Raw genomic sequence first — 20,764 nt, 5'->3', positions numbered from 1 at the left:
CAAAAGAAAAAATATAGTTTAATTTTATAAAAGTGTAACAAACGTAAAAACATAGAGTCTTTGTAATAAACTAAAATCAGCTGTTTGAGTTTAACCAACTATAATATCGAAGAATTAATCTTGCTTTGCAGGCAAAAAAATCAAAAAGCACAGTGTGAAGTTTACAATCGCTATGCAAAAGCGATGTATAATGTGTCCTTTAGGATTGTCAAAGATGTTCATTTTGCTGAAGATGTAATGCAGGAAGGTTTTTTAAAAGCATTCACTAAGATTAATGACTATAAACAAGAAGTTGCTTTTGGGGCTTGGTTAAAAAGAATAGTGGTGAACTGTAGTATCGATTTTTACAAAAAAAACAATCAATTCAAACCAGAAGACTTTAATACTATACTTTATAATATTGAAGAAAAGGAATGCGCTTTAACTGAAATTATAAATTTCAATGAGCTAAAAGTAAAACAAATTTTAGAGGTCATAAACTCGCTAAAATACAATTACAGAATGGTACTGACTCTTTTTTTTATCGAAGGTTATGATCAGGAAGAAATCAGCGAAATACTTAATATCAGTTATGTTAATTGCAGAACTACACTGAGCAGAGCCAGGGATTGTTTAAGAAAAAAACTAGAGGAAATATGAAAAAGGAAAATAAAAAACTAGACAAATTATTTGACAAATTTGAGAATCAATGGGATATCGAGACTCTTGAAAGCAATCATGAGGAACGATTTGTAAAAAAATTAAAATCCGAAAAATCGCATTGGAAAAGTTTCGTTTCTATTGGAATCGCTGCATCTATTGTAGTTATGTTAGGACTTTCAATCTTTAATACTACTCCTGAGAAAACAGAAGAATTGCAATTTGCGTCGAAAGAAACCAAACAAACAGATTCTATTTTTACCGTTTTAATTGAAAATGAATTAGAGAAAATAAGAGCGAAAAAATCTCCTGAAAATGAAAAAATAATTTCAGATGCGCTCATACAAATGAGAAAATTAGATAGTGATTATGAAAAAATAATTAAGGAATTAGAAACAAATGGAGAAAGTAAACAAATTATTTATGCGATGATCAGCAATCTTCAAACACGAATTTCTTTTTTACAAAATGTATTGTTACACATTGAAAACAATGAAAAATTAAAAAACATATTTGATGAAAAAACAGTTTAAACTACTCCTGTTATTAGTTTTAATTCCATTTGTAGGATTTTCAAATGATCCGGATTACATCCATACCCAACAAAAAACCATTAAAAAAACCTATTTCGTAAATTCGGATGCGGGTCTTTATATCGATAACTCATACGGTACTATTTCAGTAACAACTTGGGATGAAGATAAAACCGAATTGGATATTATCATAAAAGTGAGTGGTGACAACGAAAACTGGGTCAACCAACGCATCAACGATATTGATGTTGCTATAATTCCGCTGAAAGGGATGATTACTGCAAAAACTATTTTAGGAAACTCCAGTTATAAGAGTAATGGTAAAAACAATAGTTTTCAGATCAATTACACGCTCAAAATACCAAAAAATGGAAGTGTAAAACTCCATAATAAATATGGAAATATCACTACATCGGATTTGTTCGCTGAAGCAGAAATTAAATGTAAATATGGTAAAATAGCTCTAGGCAGATTAACTGGAAACTCCAGTAACATCCTAGTAGAATATTGTTCTAACTCAAGTATTTCATTTTTAAAAAATGCAACTATTACGGCAAAGTATTCGAATTTAAAAATTGGAGAAGTAACAAAACTCGATTTGGCTTCTGATTATACGGATGTAGACATTCAAGAAAGTGATATTATTAAATACATCAGTAAATATGGAAATATTAAAATTCAGAATGTAAAATCATTAGACGCAACCGGAAATTATCTAACACTCAAAATAGGTGAATTATCCAATACTTTAAAACTGTCCACAAAATATAGCAATGTTACTATTGGAACTATAAATGCAAAAGCCAATACTGTAACTATTGCGGCGGGGTACACCGGATTGAACATTGGATTTGATGCTAATTATGCTTTTGACTTTTATGTGACCGTAAAATATGCCAATTTTAAATATGACAATGATTTAGAATTAAATTCTAAAGAAGACTCAAATAACTTAAAAAAATACAGTGGTTTTTATAAGAAAAAAGGAGTCAATAATGTATCTATACTTTCAGAATACGGAAATGTAATACTACTGAAAAAACAATAATCTTAAATCTTAACTTATGAAAATTTCAATCAAATTATTTGTTAGTTGTTCACTATTACTAACGACAATGACTTATGCGCAAGGGCCGTCTAATCAAAAAATAAAAGGAAATGGTAAAGTAATTTCTGAAAAAAGAACAACGGCTTCTTATGATGGAATTTCAATAATAGGTTTTTTTGATGTCGAATTAGTTTCTGGAAAAGAAGGAAACATTACTATAAAAGGAGAAGATAATTTATTGCCTTACATTAAAGTTGAAGTTGTTGATGAAGTATTAAAAATCTCTACAGAAAAGAACAAATATATCAGTACCAGCAAAGGAAGCCAAATTATCATAACTGTCCCTTTCGAAAACATTAATCAAGTTTCTTTGATTGGCTCAGGTGATGTCATAACTAAAAACAGTATTAAATCGAAATCATTTTCAGCTAAATTAACCGGTTCAGGTGATATGAAATTAGATGTTGAAACTAATGACTTTAATGTTAATTTAAGTGGTTCAGGAGATATTGTTCTAACCGGGAAAACGGAAAATTTCAATAGTGATTTAAATGGTTCTGGTGACATTGATGCAAGTGATTTGAAAGCTAAAAACGCAAAGATTACAGTTTATGGTTCGGGAGACAGTAAAGTTTTCTGCAGCGAAAGCCTACACGCCAGAGTCTCTGGTTCAGGAGATATTGAATACACTGGAGATCCAAAGAAAAAAGACACCAAAGTGAATGGCTCAGGTGCTATATCAAGAACTTAATTCTCCAAAAAGTAAATTATATAAGGTGTTTTATAAATTTAAAACACCTTTTTTTGGAACTCTTCTTAATAATAAAACTGCCAAAACAAAGAATGTACCAAGGAATACAATTGCTAATCTTGGACTTCCGGTGATTTGATCTATTACTCCATAAATAATCATTCCAATAACAATTCCGATTTTTTCAGCAACATCATAAAAACTAAAAAAAGAAGCTGTGTCTTGGGTCTCTGGCAATAATTTTGAATACGTTGAACGCGATAAAGCTTGAATTCCTCCCATTACAAGCCCCGCCATCCCAGCCATAACATAAAAATGTATTGGTAAGGTTATAAAAAATGCAAGGGCACAAAATACCACCCAAATACAATTAATTACAATTAAAGTTGGAATATTTCCAAATTTCTTAGAAGCATTTGAAGTTAGCACCGCACCAACAACAGCTATTAATTGTATAATTAAAATGCAAATAATTAAACCTGTGGTACTTTCAGCTTTTGAAGACCAAGTGATTTCTTGTGCGCCAAAATAAGTGGCAACAAGCATCACCGTTTGTACGGCCATACTGGAAACAAAAAAACTTCCTAAATACCGTCTTAACGGTACATTGTCTTTCAATAAAATCCAAACTTTTTTTAACTCTTTAAAACCATTAAACACAATATGGTGTGTTACTTTACTATTAGCATTCTTATTCCCTTTTGGCAAAAAATAATAGGTATACTGACTGAATAATATCCACCAAACTCCTACCATAATAAATGAATATCGCATGGCTTTCATGGCAGCTTCCCCATCTGTTCCTGTAATTGCAAAAAGTTTTGGTTTCATAATCATCGCTAAATTGATAATCAATAAAAGAACACTTCCGATATAACCGAATGAATATCCTTTGGCACTAATTTTATCTTGTTGAGCTACGTAAGCAATGTCTGGCAAATAGGAATTATAAAAAACCAAACTTCCCCAATACCCAATTAAACCAAGAAAGTAAAATGCTAAACCAAGGTATATATTTTCAAGGTTGAACCAATACAATCCCATGCACGACAATGCTCCCAAATAGCAAAAGAATTTCATGAATGATTTTTTATCGCCAACATAATCAGCGATTCCGGATAATAAAGGCGAAATAAAAGCGACCAATAAAAATGCAAAAGCGGTAACAAAACTGATTAAAGCTGAATTTTTAAGATCTAAACCAAAAACATCAATATAATGATCTCGTTCCGAAAATAAAGCTTCGTAAAAAATTGGAAATACAGCAGAAGCGATGGTCAGCGTGTAAACTGAATTTGCCCAGTCATAAAAAGCCCAAGCGTTTAATAATTTTTTACTTCCTTTAGGTAAATCAGCCATGTTTATTTTATTTATGTTGCGAATTTATTTAATTTTTATTGATAAAATCCAAAAAACAACTTTATTTGATATTAACAATTCGTCATAATTGTAATGTATTTAGAAGTCGCAAAATAGTATAACAAAAAAGGCTACTCTCACTTGAGAATAGCCTTTTTAAATGTTCGAAAAAGAACACTATATTTTCAAATTCTTATTTGTAAATGATACCAACTTTAGCTGCTAAAGCTTTAGCTTCAGGAATTAATGCTTTTAAATTAGCAATTCTTGTGGCATCAGATGGGTGCGTACTCATAAATTCTGGTGGTGCTTGACCTGAAGATTTTGCAGCCATTCTAGACCAGAAAGTAATAGATTCCTCCGGATTATAACCTGCAATTGCCATTAAAGTCAAACCAATTTTATCTGCTTCCGTTTCATGATTTCTACTAAAAGGAAGCATTACACCAAACTGAGATCCTAATCCATATGCTTGACCCCATATTTGTTGTGTTTGTTCACTTTTACCTCCAGTCGCTACTGCAACACCTACCGCTCCTAATTGTTGCAATTGAGAAGCACTCATACGTTGAGCACCATGATTAGCTAATGCGTGAGATACTTCATGTCCCATTACGGTAGCCAAACCAGAATCATTCAATGTTACTGGCAAAATCCCTGAATAAACAACAATTTTCCCTCCCGGCATACACCAAGCATTAACTTCTTTATTGTCAATTAATTTATATTCCCAACGGTAATCCTGCAGATATTGTGTTTGGCCTAAATAGGTTAAATATTTTTCTGCTGCCGCTTTAATTCGCATCCCAACTGCTTCCACTTTTCTAGCCTCTGCAGTTCCAGTAATTACTTTATTTTCCTTTAAAAAAGTACCATATTGTTGAAAAGATGTTGGAAACAGTTCGCTATTAGAAACAAAATTTAGACTTTTCTTCCCTGTAAGAGGATTTGTAGCACACGAATAGATTAATCCTACTGCAAACACTCCTATTAATAAATGCTTTTTCATAATTTTAGATTTTAAATATTACACAAAAATACAAGTATTATATACTTTTATATTTATATAATTAAATATAAAAGTATCAACATTATTGTTATTTACCAATAATATGTAAAGCTGTAAACTCTTTATCAACAATTAAATAGCCGTCCTTTTCTAAAGTACTGCTATCAAATGAAACTTCTACATTGTCAATTTCGATTGTACTAACTTTAAACGGTAATCCGATAAAATTTATTTTATACTTAGAATAAGTAGTGTCAAATTTTCCTTCTTTATGAAGCTGTATAATTAGTTCTTTTTCTTTACCCGTGGCTTGAAAGGATAAAAAACTATACCGCCCTTTTTTATAATCATACCCATCCTGAGCATCTTCATAAACCACTGACTTCTCTTTCCCTTCTTTATAATAAATATCTAAAGTTAATTCATCAAATTCTAATTCCCCAACATACTGTTGAACAGGATATTTAGGAATGATTGCACCTGCTTTTACAAAAATTGGAATTTGATCAAACTTAGTATCAACCCAAATTTCTTTTCCGCCTTTTACTACTTCATTGGTCCAATAATTATACCATTGTCCTCTTGGAATATACATTCTTCTTCCTAACGAATTTGGCTCTAAAATGGGGCAAACTAATATTTGATTTCCAAAAACAAATTCATCATTTCTATAATGTGTTTGAATATCTTCCTGATCATAATACACCAAAGGCTTCAACATTGGAATTCCTTCTTCTATATATTGCCAGAACATGGTATATAAATAAGGCAATAATTGGTACCTTAAATTTACAAATTTTCTAGTAATATCTATCACTTCTTCATCAAAAGCCCAAGGTTCCTGATCTCCGTGATCTCCTGACGAATGCGTTCTGCAAAAAGGATGAAAAACACCTAATTGAATCCAACGGGCGTACAACTCACCCGAAGGTTGTTCTGCAAATCCTCCGATGTCAGAACCAGTGAAACCCATGCCCGAAATAGACATACGTTGTACCTGAATATTGGCAATCCATAAATGTTCCCAAGTGGCAACATTATCACCAGTCCAAGAAGACGTGTAGCGTTGTGCTCCAGCGTATGCGGATCTTGTGATTACAAAAGGTCTTTTTGGATAAGCAAATCGTTTCACACCGTGATAGGTAGCTCTAGCCATTTGGGTACCATAAATATTATGTGCCTTCCTATGACTGCAAGGGTTCCCATCGTAATCGTGACGCACATCCATAGGAAATGTTTTATTAGGAACCTCCATTACTGCGGGTTCATTCATATCATTCCACACTCCTTTTACACCAATTTCCGAAATTAATTCTTTAAACAAACCAGCCCACCATTCTCGTACTGCAGGATTTGTATAATCCGGAAAATTACATTCTCCTGGCCAAACTTTCCCTTTCATGTAAGGACCATCAGCTCTCTTACAGAAATAATCATTTTTCAAGGCTTCTTTATATATAGCGTATTCTTTGTCAATTTTTATTCCCGGATCAATAATTACTACTGTTTTGAAACCATCTTCGGCTAATTCAGCTACCATTCTTTTGGGATCGGGAAAATATTCTTTATTCCAAGTAAAACATCGAAAACCTTCCATATAATCAATATCCAAATACAGGGCATCGCATGGAATTTTCAATTCTCTGAATTTAGCAGCCACTTCTTTTAGATTACTTTCAGGATAATAACTCCATTTGCATTGGTGGTATCCAAGTGCCCAAAGTGGGGGTAATTCCGGTTTACCGGTTAAATGAGTGTATGTAGTGACAACATCCTGCATTTCTGGTCCGTAAATGAAATAATAATTCATTTCTCCCCCTTCGGCCCAGTAACTGGTAACGTTTCTTCGTTCGTGACAAAAATCAAAATAAGTTCTGAAGGTGTTGTCAAAGAAAATTCCGTAGGATTGTTTATTTTGTAGACCAATATAGAATGGAACTACTTTGTATAAGGGCTCTTGATCTTTTTGAAATGCATATTGATCTGTAGCAAAATTTTCCAGTCTTTTTCCTTTCAAATTGAGCTGGGTGGCTTTATCGCCTAATCCGTAAAAGCATTCGCCATCTTTAGAAGCTTTACTCATTTTTACGATGTTCCCACCATATTCATAGCTTTCTTCCCAATGAAAGCCCAATTCATCCTCTAAAATGATGTTTTCCTCCAAATCATAAATAGATACTCTCATATCGATTTTTTGAATTCTACAATTCACTTTACTGGTTTTTATTTGGTAATAATCTTCTACTTCAGAGACTTCCAGAAAATTATATCCATGAGAATGATTTTGATCTACAGCATAAGAAAAATCATTACTAAAATACCCTTTTGTAGTAAACCTAAAGCGAATTAAACTATCTCTTAATACCGTAACTTTTAATATGACACTATTATCGGTGTGAAAAGATATAGAGTCAACTTCATGTTCATAAGAAACTATTTTTGTAGGGTATAAATCACCTTTATATTCTAATTCTGTATTTGTAATCATTTTTTATGTAATTAATTAAAATCTGCTTTTGGAACTCAAACTTACAAAAATACTTTTTAAGGAGTTATCTATCTGCGTTTTATTCGCGAAAACGTTATAGTTATAATGTCATAAGATCAGTAGCAATTTTCTTTTTTTAATACCAAAGACTGGAATTTATATTTTTTGTAAATTATATAATTCTAAAAACAATCACACTTAAAGGTGGTAAAAGTAATTCTATAGAGTAATCTCTGCCATCATAAGGCATGGATTCAATTGTGATTTTTTTAGAATTAGAGACTCCGCTTCCTCCATAAAGTGCAGCATCGCTATTAAAAATTTCCATTAGTTTTCCCTTTTTAGGTAAACCTATTCGATAATTAGGGCGAACAACTTGAGTAAAATTACAAATTACAATCACATCTTGTTTAGTGTCATTTCCTTTTCGGATGAAAGACATTACCGCATTTTGATGATCCGAGTAATTAATCCATTCAAAACCTTCCGGACTAAATTGTTTTTCATGCAACGCAGGTTGGGTTTTATACAATGTGTTCAAATCAGTAATCAATTTTTTGACGCCTGCATGAAGGGGATATTGTAACAAATGCCAATCTAAACTTCCTTCAAAATTCCATTCGTTGCTTTGTCCAAATTCACTTCCCATAAACAATAATTTGGTTCCGGGATGCATAAACATGTAGCCATACAATAATCTTAAATTGGCGAATTTTTGCCATTCATCACCTGGCATTCTTCCTGAAATAGATTTTTTTCCATAAACTACTTCATCGTGGGAAAGTGGCAACATAAAATTCTCAGAGAAAGTGTAAGTCATTGAAAATGTCAAATTGTTTTGATGGTACTTTCTATACACTGTATCTTTTTGAAAATATTCTAAAGTATCGTGCATCCAGCCCATCATCCATTTCATTCCAAAACCTAAACCACCAACAGATGTGGGCCTGGAAACCATAGGAAAAGAAGTACTTTCCTCTGCTATGGTTTGTACTCCTTCAAAATTAGAGTACACTGCTTCATTAAATTCCTTGAGAAAACTAATTGTATCTAGATTTTCTCTGCCACCATAAATATTTGGTTCCCATTCACCTTCCTTTCTAGAATAATCTAAGTATAGCATGGAAGCAACGGCATCCACACGCAACGCATCGGCATGATAATGATGCAACCAAAATAAAGCATTACTGATTAAGAAGGAACGCACTTCATTCCGTCCATAATTAAATACTAAACTTTTCCAATCCGGATGATACCCTTTTCTACGATCAGGATGCTCAAAAAGATTTGAACCATCAAAAAAACCTAAACCATGTGCGTCATCTGGAAAATGCGATGGAACCCAGTCCAGAATAACTCCAATTCCCGCTTCATGTAATTTATCAACCAGATGCATGAATTCTTGCGGATTTCCAAAACGGGAAGTTGGCGCAAAATATCCCACCAACTGGTACCCCCAAGAAGGATCGTACGGATACTCCATTATAGGCATAAATTCTACATGAGTAAAGCCTGTTTCTTTTACATAGTTTACTAAGTCTTCGGCAAATTCTAAATAGGTCAAAAATCGATTTTCTTCGGTATGTCGCTTCCAAGATCCTAAATGTATTTCATATACGGAATAGGGTTTGTCCAAACCATTATGATTTTGACGTGTTTCCATCCAGTTATTGTCTTTCCATTTATAATTCAAATCCCAAACTACAGAAGCAGTATGTGGCGGTTTTTCACAGTAAAAAGCAAATGGATCTGCTTTCTCCGTGACAATTCCATTATTATTGGATTCAATTTTATATTTATAGGTTGTTCCTTTTTGAACATTAGGAATAAACCCTTCCCAAATACCGGAAGAATCCCAACGAACTGCTAACGGATGTTCTCCTTGAGTCCAGAAATTGAAATCCCCAACAACTGAAACTGTATGAGCTGTGGGAGCCCAAACCGCAAAGTAAACACCCTCTACCCCATCAACTGAAATGAGATGTGCTCCCAATTTTTCGTAGAGCCGAAAATGTTTGCCTGCTTTAAATAAATCGATATCAAAATCTGTAAAAAGAGAATGCGAAATAACTTTGCTCATATAACAATTATATAATTCTATTTTTCTAAAAAGAATAGAATATTAGTTTAAGAAAAAACAGTTTGTAAATTTACTTTATGATGTAATTATCCGGTATAACTGCTCCTTTTTTAATGACAACAATTCCATCTTTGATAGCGTACAATTCATTAGAAAAATCTTCTAAATGACTGCCTCCATTGATGTAAACATCATTACCAATGCGGCAATTTTTGTCCACAAGGGCATTGTTTATAAAACATCTTTCGCCAATACCTATTAACTGTTTGTTGTTTTTGAGATCCTCATTCATATCACAAATATTCTGATAGAAATCATTTCCCATTACATAACAATTTTGAATTATAGTTCCCTCACCTATTCTGGATCTAATACCAATCACGGAATGATTGATTTCTTTAGCATTCAATATACAACCTTCAGAAATTAATGATTTATCAACCATTGTTTTTTGGAATTTAGAAGGGGGCAATAATCTAGGTCTTGTATAAATTTTGTTGTCGTTATCGAATAAATTAAATTTAGGCAAGTCTTCTGTTAATCCTATATTAGCTTCAAAAAAGGAATCAATATTACCAATATCAGTCCAATATCCTTCGTATTGATAGCTTAATATTTTTTTATGCCCTACAGCTTGCGGGATAATTTCTTTACCAAAATCTTTGGTCTCTTTATTTGACATGATGTCTACCAATAGTTTTTTGTTGAAGATATAGATTCCCATCGAGGCTAAATAATGCTTGCCTTCGTTTTTCATTTGTTCACTCACATCGGATTCCCAATTCGGCAAAAGCTCTTTAGCTGGTTTTTCAATAAAAGACTCAATACAATTTTCAGAATTTGTCTTTAATATTCCAAATTCAGGCGCATCTTTAGCATTCACCGGTAAAGTAGCAATTGTGATATCAGCTTCTCTTTTGATATGTTCTTCTAACATTGCATCAAAATCCATCTGATACAATTGATCTCCGGAAAGTATCAAAGCGTAATCAAAATCATGATTCAAAAAATGTGGCATACATTGTCTAACAGCATCCGCAGTACCTTGAAACCACGTTGGATTATCAGGAGTTTGTTCCGCCGCTAGAATATCAACAAAAGCATGGCTAAAAATACTAAAATTATAGGTATTTTTAATGTGTGCATTTAGAGAAGCTGAGTTAAATTGTGTCAATACAAACATTCTATAAATATCTGAATTCATACAATTTGAAATAGGAATATCAACCAATCTATATTTACCTCCTATTGGTACTGCAGGTTTAGATCTTGTTTCTGTCAATGGATATAATCTGGATCCTTGTCCTCCGCCTAAAATAATTGCAATAACATTTTTCTTTTTAGCTTTCATTTCTTGTTAATTATTAGATTGTACATTTCTATATATTCCAGACAAACACGCTCCCAAGAATGGTCTGTTTTCATTCCTATTTTTCTAATTTTATTGAGATTTGCCTTGTCATCGTAAACGTTTATAGCTCTTTGGATTGAATAACAAATATCTCCAACAGTAGCCTGATCGTGACAAATCCCATTTCCATCATCACCAAAATCGACTACAGTATCTTTCAACCCTCCCGTTCGTCGCACAATAGGGATAGTTCCATAACGAAGAGAATACATTTGGTTCAACCCGCAAGGTTCTACTCTGGAAGGCATTAATAGAAAATCAGAACCCGCATAAATCAAGTGTGCTAATTCTTCATTATAGCCAATAAACGTATTATAATTCCCTTTGTAATCTTGCAACAAACGATTCAATTGATTTTCAATCAAAGTATTTCCGGAACCTAAAATCAAAATATTAATTTGCTGATAGTTCTCTGATAATGAAAGAGCTGCAGCCTGTGGCAATAAATCGCCTCCCTTTTCTTCTAATAATCTTCCAATAAAACTAAAAAGTGGTTTAGTTGGATCTAAATTAAAGAGATTACACAATTTTTCTTTGTTTTCCTGTTTGCCGTTTTCGAAATTTTTAATTGAATAATTTTTTTCCAACATTGCATCTTGCTCAGGATCCCAAACTTCGATATCAATTCCGTTCAAAATTCCTTTGGATTTGTAACGTACCAGATTAAATAATGATTCTAATCCATTGGCTGAATAGTTAATTTCATTTAGATAATTTGGTGAGACTGTCGTAACCGCCCAAGCACATTTGATGGCTACAGCCAATGAATTAATGCACTTATCCCATTCTAAGACTTTCATATGGGACAAATCAAATTCCGGTATATAATGCAATTTATCAAACCCAAACTGTCCTTGATACAAACCATTATGAATGGTAATCATCGAAGGCGTGTTGCGTAGTTTTTTATATTTATGTGAATACAACATCATAAAAGGAATTAATCCGGAATGATGATCATGACAATTGATAACATCCGGAACTTCATTTCTACCTGATATCCAATCTAATGCGGCAATTTGAAAAGATAAAAAACGCTCTATATCATCTTCGTAACCATAAACATCTTTTCGGTCAAATAATTCCGGGATTTCAACCAAATACAACTCAAATCCAAGTATATCAGTTTTTTCTTTAAGAATATTAAAAGGAAAATTAAAGTCTCCCAATTTTACATAACCCCAATGTACACATTCAAAATCATGGTCTTTCTTGAATTTTGTATCATGGCAAGGCACGATTACTCGCACTGAATGTCCCGCATTATTTTGATATTTTGGTAATGCTCCCACCACATCTGCTAAACCACCTACTTTTGCTACAGGATAACACTCTGCACTGATATGAAATATTTCCATATGTGAAATTTTGTTGTTTTCAGTTAATTTGAATACCGTAAAGTATCTATTATTTTCGCCTTTTATGTTAATACCAATAAAAACTTTATAAAAAATACTACTTTTATGTTTTCTAAATTTAGTAAAAAAAAATTAACAATATTACTCGCATGAAAATTTATTGAAATGACAAAAAAAACTTCTATTCATACGCAATCATTGAAAATTCCTAAGATTATCTTATTAACCAGTAAATTAATCTCTTTTATTTCGCCAAAACTAATAACCCTATTTGCTGCCAAATTATTTACTACACCTATAAAACACAAAATTCCAAAAAGAGAATTAGAAATGGAGCTAAATAGTATCCAAAAACTAATTAAGATTCCTACAATTAATAAAGAAATTATCTTATATGAGTATGGGAAAAGTGAAAAGAAAATTTTACTGGTTCATGGTTGGTCTGGCCGAGGCACACAACTATTCAAAATAGCGGATGAATTACTTAAAATGGGATATTCAACTATTAGTTTTGATGCACCAGCACATGGTAAATCACCTGGAAAAACCACTATTATGGTCGACTTTATTGCTTCAATTTTAGAAATAGACAAACAATTTGGACCATTTGAAGCTGCGATTGGCCATTCATTGGGAGGAATGTCTGTTTTGAATGCTATAAAACAAGGGTTAAAAGTAGAGCATGCTGTACTTATTGGCAGTGGCGATATTGTGGAAGATATTATGGATGATTTTGTGGCTAAATTAGAATTGAAACCAAATATAAGTACTCTTCTGCGTTTGCATTTTGAAAAAAAATATGGCGAAAAAATGAACAGCTATTCTGCTTTTCTGGCTGCAAAGGAAATTACAATTCCTGTATTGGTTATCCATGATAATGATGACACGGAAGTTCCGGTAAAAGCAGGAATACACATTCATAAATATTTGAAAAACGGCGCTTTACTGCTCACTAACGGATTAGGACATCGAAAAATTCTGGGTAACACTAATGTAATTAAAAGAACAGTTCAATTTATCCAAAACAAATAACTGTTAAGCAACGTTATATAATATAAAAAAACTTAAAATTATGAAATACCCTTTAGAAAAAACAGAACAAGAATGGAAACAGCAATTGGGAGAGGAACGCTACAAAATTCTTCGACAAAAAGGAACTGAATATCCACATACCGGAACATACAATTTGCACTATGAAAAGGGAACCTATTGCTGTGGAGCTTGCGGTGAGCCTTTGTTTGAAAGCAACTCCAAGTTTGATGCACATTGCGGTTGGCCTTCCTTTGATGAATCTATTCCTGGAAAAGTTGAATATATTTCAGATGTAACACACGGAATGAAACGTACTGAAATCTTGTGTGCCAATTGTGGTAGTCACCTCGGACATGTGTTTGATGACGGACCAACCAAAACCGGACAGCGCTATTGTGTAAATTCTTTATCTGTGGATTTTAAAGAATAATACCATGGACCTATTTGGAAATACTATTGACTGGGCTGAAAAATTAAAACCTATTCTAACAAAATATCAAGGGAGAAAACACCCGTTAGAATACCATAATTTATACCAACTTTTAGTGATGGTGGTTTTATCTGCACAAGATTCTGATGCCCATATCAATAAAATTGCTCCCGCTTTATTTGAAGCATACCCAAATATGAACAGTTTTTCTGTTTCTAATCTTGACGCATTAATCCCCTATATTTCCAGTGTTAGAAACTTTGGTACCAAATCCAACTGGCTATTGGAAATCGCACAAACGATCCAAAAAAACGAAAATATTCCGCTTACTATGGAAGGCTTAACCGCTCTAAAAGGTATCGGAAGAAAATCAGCCAATGTCATCATGCGCGAAGCAAAAGTTCCTGCAACAGGAATAATTGCCGATTTACATGTCATTCGAGTAGCGCCCAGAATTGGATTAATCACAGAAACCAAAGATGGAATTAAAGCTGAAAACAACTCATGCACGTATTACCTAGGGAAATTTGGGATGAAATTGGAATGGCTATTTCATTCTTAGGAAGAGAAATTTGTAGACCACAACCTAAATGTCAAGAATGTTGTATTACTGAAATATGTGCCTACTATAAAAAAATAAAAGGGTAAAAGCGATTCGCTTTTGCCCTTTTATTACTTTTAAAATTATTATTTTATAAAAAAGAAGCTTTTAATGTGGCTGTAACTCGCTTTTTAGATGCTTGTTCATATGCGTAACCCAATCCTATTAATTTTCCCTCCGTATAGGAAGTTCCAAAAAATGATAAACCAACAGGTAAATCATAAACCATTCCACAAGGAACCGTAATATGTGGATAACCACTCGCAGCAGCGGGAGAAGTCAAAGAATATCCTCCCCAACGATCACCATAAATCATATCAATACTACAAGCTGGCCCCATCGTAATCCCACATATAGCATCTAACTTATTTTCTTCAAAAACAGCATTTAAAACTCCTTTGGTTCCTTCAAAACTTACTGTTAAAGCCTCCTTATATGTTTTATCTTCTAATCCTTTTTTGGCATTAGAACTCTCCAATGTTTCTTGTTTAAAATAAGGCATTACCTTGTCTTCATTAGCGTTATTAAAATCAATTACCTCTTTTAATGTTTTTACTTTTGCATTGGCTGTAGCTAAATATTTATTCAATCCGTCTTTAAATTCGTACTGCAAAACTTCAAATTCAGCTTGACCCAATGCATTAATTTTATCCAAATAGTCGATTTCGATAATAGTCGCTCCCTTCGTTATTAATAGCTCTTTAGCGTCATCTAAAAGTTGATTCATGTATTTATTATTTCCTTGCGGTTTTTTCTCAATTCCGATGCGTTTGCCTTTTAAAGCATTTACATCTAAAAACGTTGTGTAATCCTTTTGAGTTTTTCCTTTGCTTTCTAGCGTTACTGAATCTTCAGTATCGATAGCAGCCATAACGCCTAGTAAAATCGCGGCATCCGTTACAGTTCTTGCCATTGGACCTGCCGTATCTTGCGTTTTTGAAATAGGAATAATTCCAGATCTGCTAACTAAACCTACTGTAGGTTTGATCCCTACAACACCATTTACAGATGCAGGACAAACAATTGAACCATCAGTTTCAGTGCCAACAGCAACTACACAAAGACTCGCTGACACCGCAGCTCCTGAACCCGCACTAGATCCGCAGGGATTATGATCCAAAATATAGGCATTCTTTGTTTGACCGCCTCTGCTACTCCATCCAGAGCACGATTGAGTAGAACGAAAATTTGCCCATTCGCTTAAATTTGTTTTTCCTATAATTACAGCTCCAGCAGCTCTGAGTTGTTTAACTACAAAAGCATCTTTTGAAGCAATGTTCCCCTCCATGGCCAAAGATCCTGCAGTTGTTTGCATTTTATCTCCGGTATCAATGTTGTCTTTTATCAAAACTGGGATACCATGTAAAGGGCCTCTAGACTTACCCGCTTTCATTTCTTTATCCATTTCTACAGCAATGGAAACAGCATCGGGATTGACTTCAATAACCGAATTCAACTGAGGCCCATTTTTATCAATCGTTTCAATACGCTTTAGATACAACTGGACTAATTGTTCCGAAGTGTATTTTCCCGAAGCTAATTTTTCTCTTAAACTGCCTATTGTTTCTTCATCCAGTTCAAAGGCTACATTTGTGTTTCCAACAGTTACTGATTCTTCATCATTTTTTTTTGTGCTCGAAGTACAGCCTGTAATCAAAAGCGTGGTTAGTCCTGCGGAAGCAAGTGTAGCTGTAGTTAAAAAAGATCTTCTTTTCATTGACTGAATTATTTAGTTGAGAATATTTTATTGAAATTAATTTTTCTAAAGTAGTTTTTTTTTAACAAATACAAGGAATTATTATCTAGAACATCAATTAAAACAAATAACTTTAAACATTTGAATTTCTTTTTAATTTGTATTGTTGTTAATTTTTTTGAAAATCTGTTAAAAATCATTATCAGATAATTTTAAAGGTGCGCTCTTCCGAAAATTAGGAACACTTACGTAACCGAAAACCAAGATTTTGAAAGCATTCTTACATTAAAGACTCATTTTAATATATTTCTAACGATTGTATAATTATGATTTGAATTGGTCGTTACTTTGAATTTCTTAACTTTCTAAGATTACTAGTTAGCATCCCCAATAATAAACTGACAATCAGTTATGAGGATGCAAAATAAAAAACATACTTTCAAAAACAGTTCTTTTTATCAAGAATCATTACTACCTTGCTTAAATCATTAAAATGAATTAATTCTAAAATTTCTTTCAAACAGATCAAAAGTCTAGTATTTAATTATGAATTCTTAATGCTTTTACGAGCACAAATAAAGAAAAATAAATTCCATTGTGTTAATAGAAACACCAAAATTAAATTAAAAAAAACATTACTGTTTTAGCAAAACAACCTTTTTAACAACACTTAATACAGGAAACATAACGATTATTACTTTTATTTTTTTTAAAAGAACTACTTCATAATATTGCTGTTTATTGTTTTATTTTCGAAACACAAAATTATCTTTTTATCTTTTCCCTACTAAACTAAAAATGAATACTCTACATTAAAAATTAATGATATTCGTCGGTTTTAAAGATAAATTATCCCTTAAGTACACCCCTATGATCCCCATTAATGCCGTAATTATTACGAAAGAGAAAGACACTTTACAAATCATTAAAAAATTTGAAAAAGAAAACTCTATGATTCTTAAAATAATAAACGAAACTACCTCTATAATTGAAGGAATCAATAGCATACAGTTGCAAAAACCAGATCTTGTATTGTTAGATATTTCCTTTAAAGACGATACTTTTTTTAATATGCTCAATGAATTAGAACTAAGTATTCCTAAACTAGTATTCATTTCTGCCAATAAACAAGATGCTGTAAAAGCATTTAAGCAAAACGCAATTGATTTTATTTTAAAACCAGTCGATTTTAATTCTCTAATTTTAGCTTTATACAAAGTAATTAAAAGAATTAAAATGGAGCGATCTTATCAAAATCAGAAAATTAAGGCCATTGAGCTGTTAAACTCTTTAAACCAGCCAAACGATTATGTAGCTGTATCCTCTTTAGATAAAATTGAACTAATTACTAAGTCAGAAATTATTTACTGCCAGGCCGAAGGAAGATACACTACTTTTTTTCTCCAGAATGGGAAGAAGATTATGTCCAGTAAAAACTTAGGGGAATACAGTGCGATTCTAGATCCTAACTATTTTTTTAGAATTCATCACTCTTATATTATTAATTTGCGGCATATCGTGAAAATTTCTAAAAAAGAAGGCTATTTTTGCGAATTTCCTAATGGAGTGCTTTTAGCCGTAGCCAAAAGACGACAAGAAGATTTTAATAAATTTATTAAACTAAAAGAATAACAATTTTATACTAAAATAATGGAGTTATTTTCGTTTTAAAACGAAGTATATTCTCTTTATGCTTGCACTTATAAACAAAAACCATGAAAGAGGAGTTAAAACCAAAATTCGAAAAAGTAATAATTGTTGATGATAATCCCATCGAACGCTACTGTTCTTCTCGAATGATTCTCAATAATAATTTTGGAAAAAAAGTCATCGAGTTTTCACTTGCAAGTGAAGCATTAGCTTATTTAGAAGAAAATCAGGAAAACACGAACCAGATACCTCAGGTAATTTTTATAGATTTATACATGCCCCATTTTTCGGGTTTTGAATTCCTAGAAGCTTATGACAAACTGCCGTCGACTGTGAAAAATAAGTCCAAAGTATTTATTGTTTCAAACACAATTGACAATCAAGATATTGCTCGGGTTTGTGGAACTCCAAATGTGGTTTCTTTCCATCAAAAACCCATTACAAAAGAATTTTTAGATCGAATTATACCCAATTAATATTCTTTTTCTAATTTTAAAAATGAAAGTAAATTCAATTTAAACTTTTTTAAAACAGAAAATTAAAAAAGTCATAAAAAACACTTTTTTATAAAAACTTTAAATTATTGAATATTCAAATAATTTTAGTTAAATTTAACTTTTTAACGTTTTTTTAGCATTAAAAAACAAGTAATCCAAAAAAAAAAAAGCTTTTCTTATTATATATTTAAAGTCTTTTTCTTTCTTATTTTTCACTTATACCTTAGTAGAGATCACTTGTTACTTCTCATTTTACAGATATCAACTGACTAAATACATTTGCACAGTAGTTGATACTTTTGTCAATACAAAACAAATTATTTAAACTGATTAAGGATGATGACAAAACCTGTATTTGCTTCTTAATCTTAACCCCAAAATCTTTTACCATGAAAAAAATTACATTACTTGTATCTATTATGGCTTTGTCTGCTGTGTTTAGTTCAAACGTTTTGGCACAAAGTGCGCCTGCTTCTGTAAATTCAATTAATACCACTACAACTATTGTAGCTCCAATTGCAATTAGTACTACAACCCCATTAAATTTTGGGTCATTTGCAACTTTATCTACTGGAGGTACACTTGCTTTGAGTCCTCTTGGTGTTAGAACAGCAACTGGCGGAGTTAAATTAACGACAGCTACTGGATCTCCTACTGCTGCTGCATTTAAAGTTTCAGGTGAAGGAGCTTATGCTTATACAATTACATTACCTACTGCTCTTACTCTTACAACTGCAGCTTTAGGTACAGGAACAAAAACAATGTCAGTTGGTACTTTCGAAAGTTCAATTGGAACTGCTGGAACTTTAGTGAGCGGATCACAAGACTTTACTGTTGGAGCTTTATTAACCGTTGGTTCTGAACAAGTTGTTGGCACATATTTAAATGCTACTGGATTTACTGTTACCGTAAATTACAACTAAATTATATAAAAGGGTGCTTAGAAATAAGTACCCTTTTTTATGTTATTTAAGGTTGCTTATTCTATTGAATAGAAAAGCAAAACACTATAAATAAAATACTCTCATGACTACAAAAAGGGTTATTATTCTTCTATTGTTAAATTTTTCGTTTCCATTACTGGCACAAGGCGATTTAATGGTATTCCCTAAACGCATTGTCTTTGACGGAGTTCAAAGCCGGGTGCAAAATGTTAATTTATCCAATACCGGGAAGGATACTACAACGTATAAATTATCCTATAATCAGATTCAAATGGATGAAGATGGTAAATTCAATACGATTGAAGAACCTGAAGAAAATCAAAATTTCGCTTCACCATTTCTTCGTTATTATCCACGCACCATAACTTTGGCGCCTAATGAATCGCAGATAGTAAAAATTCAACTCATCAAAACCAGCGAATTAAAAGAAGGCGAATACCGCTCCCATCTTTATTTCCGAGCGGTTCCTAAAATAAAGCTTTTAGAAATCGAAACAACCGCAACAGATACGCTCAAACCAAAAGGTTTAGATATTCAACTAACGCCTGTTTATGGGATTTCAATTGCAAATATTATTACGATAGGACCTGCAAATACGGTAGTGACCTTATCGAATTTAGCATTGCTTGCCTCGCAAGATTTGTACTTGGATATTAACCGCACAGGCAATCAGTCGGCATATGGGGAACTCGATGTCAATTATATTTCTCCAAAGGGAATCAGCACTAATGTGGGACTAATAAAAGGCTTTGCAATATATGCTCCAGGAAATTTACGCAGAACCAAAATTAAACTCAATACTATTCCAAATATTGATTTTTCCAAGGGAAAACTACAAGTGCTTTATTTCACTTTAAATCAAGCGGCTGTATATGCCGAGTCTTTTTTGGATTTGTCAGCTAGAAAAGATTATGCACTTGATACTGTTATTAATGGCACCAAATAAAAAAAAATTTATATAATAATTTTCTTTTAATTTTTATAAAATAATAGTTAGTATTAGCTATTTAAAATCCGTTTAGTCTAATTAGTTGTGGATGCTATTTATGTGAGTTAGAGTGAATTTTAGAGAAAATCACATCGAGAACTAGAAAATTATTAATAAAAAGGGTTCTCGATACATTTTTTGTATCATTTTACCCATAAAAAATACTTGAACAGACGTTTTTAATAAGTGTACCCGACAAGAAAAAATAATAAAACTACTTTTTTCTAAAACGGACTTAAAAGACTACTCC

At 32.5% G+C, this 20,764-nt stretch carries 18 protein-coding genes; 11 read left to right on the top strand and 7 right to left on the bottom strand.

The window, feature by feature from the left end; genetic code table 11:
* The first annotated feature begins 84 nt into the window (after window positions 1-84).
* Genes ACNQF9_RS07275 through ACNQF9_RS07260 form a run of 4 tightly spaced genes read left to right on the top strand, consistent with a single transcriptional unit; the run spans window position 85 to window position 2,971 of the window.
* Window positions 85-639 (top strand): RNA polymerase sigma factor, encoded by a 555-nt coding sequence (locus ACNQF9_RS07275; RefSeq protein WP_417960189.1) that lies wholly within the window; start codon window positions 85-87, stop codon window positions 637-639.
* Entirely contained in the window at window positions 636-1,172 is a 537-nt protein-coding gene (locus ACNQF9_RS07270; protein WP_417960190.1) for an anti-sigma factor, read from the top strand. Before ACNQF9_RS07275 ends, ACNQF9_RS07270 begins: the two co-directional genes overlap by 4 nt.
* Window positions 1,156-2,220, top strand: a complete 1,065-nt coding sequence (locus tag ACNQF9_RS07265; RefSeq protein ID WP_417960191.1) for a hypothetical protein — start codon at window positions 1,156-1,158, stop codon at window positions 2,218-2,220. Before ACNQF9_RS07270 ends, ACNQF9_RS07265 begins: the two co-directional genes overlap by 17 nt.
* A gap of 16 nt (window positions 2,221-2,236) precedes the next feature.
* Window positions 2,237-2,971, top strand: a complete 735-nt coding sequence (locus ACNQF9_RS07260; RefSeq protein WP_417960192.1) for a head GIN domain-containing protein — start codon at window positions 2,237-2,239, stop codon at window positions 2,969-2,971.
* A 30-nt stretch (window positions 2,972-3,001) separates the two neighbouring features.
* On the opposite strand, the gene ACNQF9_RS07255 is transcribed toward ACNQF9_RS07260, so the two are convergent.
* From ACNQF9_RS07255 to ACNQF9_RS07230, 6 genes are all read right to left on the bottom strand, one after another.
* Entirely contained in the window at window positions 3,002-4,330 is a 1,329-nt protein-coding gene (locus tag ACNQF9_RS07255) for an MFS transporter (protein ID WP_417960193.1), read from the bottom strand.
* Between the two features lie 193 nt (window positions 4,331-4,523).
* Window positions 4,524-5,339, bottom strand: coding sequence for a M48 family metallopeptidase (locus ACNQF9_RS07250; RefSeq protein WP_417960194.1), 816 nt, complete (start codon window positions 5,337-5,339; stop codon window positions 4,524-4,526).
* Window positions 5,340-5,427: 88 nt separating this feature from the next.
* Window positions 5,428-7,827: a glycoside hydrolase family 31 protein gene (locus ACNQF9_RS07245; RefSeq protein ID WP_417989943.1), complete on the bottom strand. Its 2,400-nt coding sequence runs from the start codon at window positions 7,825-7,827 to the stop codon at window positions 5,428-5,430.
* A 172-nt stretch (window positions 7,828-7,999) separates the two neighbouring features.
* Window positions 8,000-9,907 (bottom strand): 1,4-alpha-glucan branching protein GlgB, encoded by a 1,908-nt coding sequence (gene glgB, locus ACNQF9_RS07240; RefSeq protein ID WP_417989942.1) that lies wholly within the window; start codon window positions 9,905-9,907, stop codon window positions 8,000-8,002.
* 70 nt (window positions 9,908-9,977) lie between these two features.
* On the bottom strand, window positions 9,978-11,258 hold the full coding sequence (locus ACNQF9_RS07235; RefSeq protein ID WP_417989941.1) for a glucose-1-phosphate adenylyltransferase: 1,281 nt from the start codon (window positions 11,256-11,258) through the stop codon (window positions 9,978-9,980).
* Window positions 11,255-12,676 carry a glycogen synthase gene (locus ACNQF9_RS07230; protein ID WP_417989940.1) on the bottom strand — a complete coding sequence of 474 codons (1,422 nt, stop codon included), beginning with the start codon at window positions 12,674-12,676 and terminating at the stop codon, window positions 11,255-11,257. The genes ACNQF9_RS07235 and ACNQF9_RS07230 overlap by 4 nt, the downstream gene beginning before the upstream one ends.
* A gap of 165 nt (window positions 12,677-12,841) precedes the next feature.
* On the opposite strand from ACNQF9_RS07230, the gene ACNQF9_RS07225 reads away from it, so the two are divergent.
* Genes ACNQF9_RS07225 through ACNQF9_RS07215 form a run of 3 tightly spaced genes read left to right on the top strand, consistent with a single transcriptional unit; the run spans window position 12,842 to window position 14,700 of the window.
* Window positions 12,842-13,708, top strand: coding sequence for an alpha/beta fold hydrolase (locus ACNQF9_RS07225; RefSeq protein WP_417960199.1), 867 nt, complete (start codon window positions 12,842-12,844; stop codon window positions 13,706-13,708).
* Between the two features lie 40 nt (window positions 13,709-13,748).
* Complete coding sequence (msrB, locus tag ACNQF9_RS07220) at window positions 13,749-14,138, top strand: peptide-methionine (R)-S-oxide reductase MsrB (RefSeq protein WP_417960200.1); 390 nt, start codon at window positions 13,749-13,751, stop codon at window positions 14,136-14,138.
* A gap of 4 nt (window positions 14,139-14,142) precedes the next feature.
* Complete coding sequence (locus tag ACNQF9_RS07215; protein WP_417989939.1) at window positions 14,143-14,700, top strand: endonuclease III domain-containing protein; 558 nt, start codon at window positions 14,143-14,145, stop codon at window positions 14,698-14,700.
* A 130-nt stretch (window positions 14,701-14,830) separates the two neighbouring features.
* Here ACNQF9_RS07215 and ACNQF9_RS07210 read toward each other — a convergent pair whose 3' ends face one another.
* On the bottom strand, window positions 14,831-16,456 hold the full coding sequence (locus ACNQF9_RS07210; protein WP_417960202.1) for an amidase: 1,626 nt from the start codon (window positions 16,454-16,456) through the stop codon (window positions 14,831-14,833).
* A gap of 849 nt (window positions 16,457-17,305) precedes the next feature.
* Between ACNQF9_RS07210 and ACNQF9_RS07205 the strand changes: the two genes are divergently transcribed.
* From ACNQF9_RS07205 to ACNQF9_RS07190, 4 genes are all read left to right on the top strand, one after another.
* Window positions 17,306-18,067, top strand: a complete 762-nt coding sequence (locus ACNQF9_RS07205; RefSeq protein WP_417960203.1) for a LytR/AlgR family response regulator transcription factor — start codon at window positions 17,306-17,308, stop codon at window positions 18,065-18,067.
* 83 nt (window positions 18,068-18,150) lie between these two features.
* A complete protein-coding gene (locus ACNQF9_RS07200; RefSeq protein WP_417960204.1) occupies window positions 18,151-18,561 on the top strand; it encodes a response regulator in 411 nt (136 codons plus the stop codon).
* Window positions 18,562-18,971: 410 nt separating this feature from the next.
* Window positions 18,972-19,505 carry a DUF4402 domain-containing protein gene (locus ACNQF9_RS07195; protein WP_417960205.1) on the top strand — a complete coding sequence of 178 codons (534 nt, stop codon included), beginning with the start codon at window positions 18,972-18,974 and terminating at the stop codon, window positions 19,503-19,505.
* A 103-nt stretch (window positions 19,506-19,608) separates the two neighbouring features.
* The gene (locus ACNQF9_RS07190) at window positions 19,609-20,472 is read left to right on the top strand and encodes a fimbrial biogenesis chaperone (RefSeq protein WP_417960206.1); all 864 of its coding nucleotides are present in this window, start codon (window positions 19,609-19,611) and stop codon (window positions 20,470-20,472) included.
* The last annotated feature ends 292 nt before the right edge of the window (window positions 20,473-20,764 follow it).

Source organism: Flavobacterium amylolyticum (assembly GCF_048284335.1).
In the GTDB taxonomy this organism is placed as follows: domain Bacteria; phylum Bacteroidota; class Bacteroidia; order Flavobacteriales; family Flavobacteriaceae; genus Flavobacterium.
This window is presented reverse-complemented; position numbering and strand designations above follow the sequence as displayed.